Here is a 2,650-nt window from a genome sequence, read left to right on the forward strand (position 1 = left end):
TTGGCCCCGCACCTGTCCGCTGCCCCCAGCTCCACGAGCCGGCCGCTCGACCTGACACCTACAGTCACCCTAGGCGCGAATCCTTCGTGGCAGGTAGCCGCGCGTGCCGGCCCAGTTCGCCAGGTCGATGGTGCTCATCCAGTAGGCGGGCAGCGCCGGGTTCGCCGAGTCGGCGATCCGGACGGTCCGGCCGTCGTTCTTGTAGCCGACCACGGCGATGTAGTGGCCGCCCGGGAACGAGTGCCAGCCGCCGTCGGTGTCGGTGGCGTCGCCGGCGATGTTGACCACCACGCCCCGGCCGTCGGTGATCGCCTTGACCACGTCCGCCTGGAGCTGGTCCATCTCCGCCGGGCTCGCCGAGCCGCCGAACATGTGGGTCCGGTACGGGTTGCCCTTGACCATCTGGTTCAGGCCCCGGGTGGTGTCCTCGGCCGAGTTGGTGCCGTTCTCGCCGGCGTTCAGCGGGGCGACCATCGCGTCCTGGGTGGTCTCGACACCGCTCGCGCTGAGCGCGTTCCGCACCGCGGCCGGGCCGCAGTTCCAGTAGGCGGTCTGCGCCTCGTAGGTGTAGTCGAGCACCTTGGTCGACGGCGGCTTCGGCTTGGCCTTCGGGGTGGTGTCCGGGTCGGTGGTGGCCTTGGCGGCGGCCGGCGCGGCCGTCGGGGACGCGCTCGGCGAGGCGGACGGCGACGGGACGGCGGCCCGGGCCTCGCCCCGGCTGGCGACCTCACCGAGCCGGGAGCCCAGCTCGGCGACCGCGGCGGTGTTCTCCTGACGGACCGGGGCGTCGTCGGTGGCGGCCAGGGCGGCGCTGGCGCCGCCGGCCAGCACGAGCGCCGCGGCCGAGCCGGCGATGATCTGGTACGGGCGCTCGGTCACGAGACGCCGCAGCTGACGCTTCTTGTGGTGCTTCACGGGTTCCTCCACGGGGACGTGAGCGGCACACACCGGCCCCACACGCGGAGGAACTCACGCGCTGGCGGGGCGGGTCGCCGCGGAAAGGGAGCGCCCGGGTGCCGGGCGGTCGGGATGGTTGCCGGGGTCGGTCGCCGTCAGGCGAGCGCCGGCACCGCGATGCCGTGGAGGCGGGGGGACGAGCGGGGGGAGGTGAGCACGAGGAATGGCACTCCTTCCGTGGCCGCCGACCGGGTTAGCTGACGGATTCGGGCGGGAAGTACGCCCTACCGCGGGCCTTGGCACGCGGATTCACCCCGGTGTTGCTGTGGGTCCCCGGTTCTCGAAAAGACGATTAGGCGGGTCGGCGCGGCGTCGCCACTTGCGATCGAAAACCGCTCCGGACGCGCCGACACTACCGGTGGGTATGCGGCCTGCCAAGCGCCCCCACCTGCGTAAACCTCGTGCACGGCTACGGATATCGGAACAGTCGGTCACTCACTTCACTCAATGGGACGAGCAGTTACGGCGGCACCGTCCGGCGAAAAGCGGACATCCGGTGGCCGCCGGACCGGAATTGCGGGGGTCGATCGCCCCGCCTGACCCCGATGACCGTTTCCGCCACGCGGGTGACCGGGCTCACCCAATTCGGATAACAATTCGGCCGACTCGCTCCGCGTCGGGGGTCAGGCCAGCTGGCGTCGACCCACTCCGGGCACGACGAGCTCCCGGCACCCTGGCCACCCGAAACGGGTCACCGAGCGCCCCGGCAGCCGACCGCCGGGCGCCCCGGGCGTCCGCTCCGGACCCGCTACGAACTTGATGTCGTAAGCGACTCACGCCCCTGGTGCCGCCGACGACGTTGAATCGTCGACGACGTCAGCCCGAAAGGCGCCCGAGAAGACCTGCGGGGTCTGATCCGTTCACGTCATCAAGTTCGTAGCGGCCGACACGACCACACCCGGCCGCAGGGCCGCCGCCATGCGGGTATCGCCGGGGAGGGCACGATCCGCCGCAGCGGGCCGCGAGGCGGGCTGGCAGCTGGATGCGCCAGCTCCCGCGAACCGGACTGGACCACGTGTCAGCCGACCCGGGCGGGGCGCCAGCGCGCACCGGACACGGTGGCCGGGATCCGCACCGTCGCGTCGTCCCGCCCCTCCACCGGTGCCGTGGTGTCGTCGGCGGGGCGGAGGGCGCCGATCGCCGCGTACGCCTCGGCGGCCAGGGTGCGGGCGGCCTCGGCGGCCAGTTCGGCGTCCCGCCAGGCCCGCCGCTCCCGCTCGGCGGCTGCCGCCCAGCCGGCCCGGCGGCCCTCGCGTACCGCCCGGGCGAGGACGATCTCCTGCTCGGCCGGGTGCCGGCGTGGGTCCCACCCGTTGCGGTGGGCCAGCACGTCGGCGAGTTGCCGGGCGGTCAGGTCGCCCCGCCAGTGCGCCGTCATGGCGGCGTGGTGCAGCCAGCGCTCGCGGGCGACGTATTCGGCGGGGGTGCGCGGGGTGCGGGGCGCGGGCAGGGCGGCGACCCCGGCGAAGCGGCGGGCGGCCGCCTCGGCCTCGTCGTACGCCCGCCAGGCCCGGTCGGCCTCGTCCTGGGCGGTGAGCCACTGCTCCCGGCGCCGCCGGGCGGTCTGGGCGGCCCCGGCGGCGGCCACGGCCACCTCGTCGGCGTGCTCGCCGCGCTGGTCGCCCGCCCGGAGCGCGACGGCGGGTCCGATCCGGCCCCCGACCCGGCCGCCGAGGAGGCCGCCCGCCGGACC

Annotated in this window: 2 protein-coding genes and 1 riboswitch; both genes read right to left on the reverse strand. The window is 74.5% G+C overall.

The genetic code is table 11. The annotated features are described in order from the left end of the window. Nucleotides 1-69: 69 nt before the first annotated feature. Nucleotides 70-927 carry a C39 family peptidase gene (locus ABZV78_RS31605; protein ID WP_355644507.1) on the reverse strand — a complete coding sequence of 286 codons (858 nt, stop codon included), beginning with the start codon at nt 925-927 and terminating at the stop codon, nt 70-72. Nucleotides 928-1,124: 197 nt separating this feature from the next. Further along, nucleotides 1,125-1,266: riboswitch (cyclic di-AMP (ydaO/yuaA leader) on the reverse strand. A 709-nt stretch (nt 1,267-1,975) separates the two neighbouring features. Next, nucleotides 1,976-2,650, reverse strand: a 675-nt coding sequence (locus ABZV78_RS31610) for a hypothetical protein (protein WP_355644509.1), incomplete at its 5' end; no start/stop codon positions are given.

Origin of the sequence: Micromonospora sp. NPDC004540, from assembly GCF_040610095.1 — a bacterium.
Taxonomy (GTDB): Bacteria; Actinomycetota; Actinomycetes; order Mycobacteriales; family Micromonosporaceae; genus Micromonospora.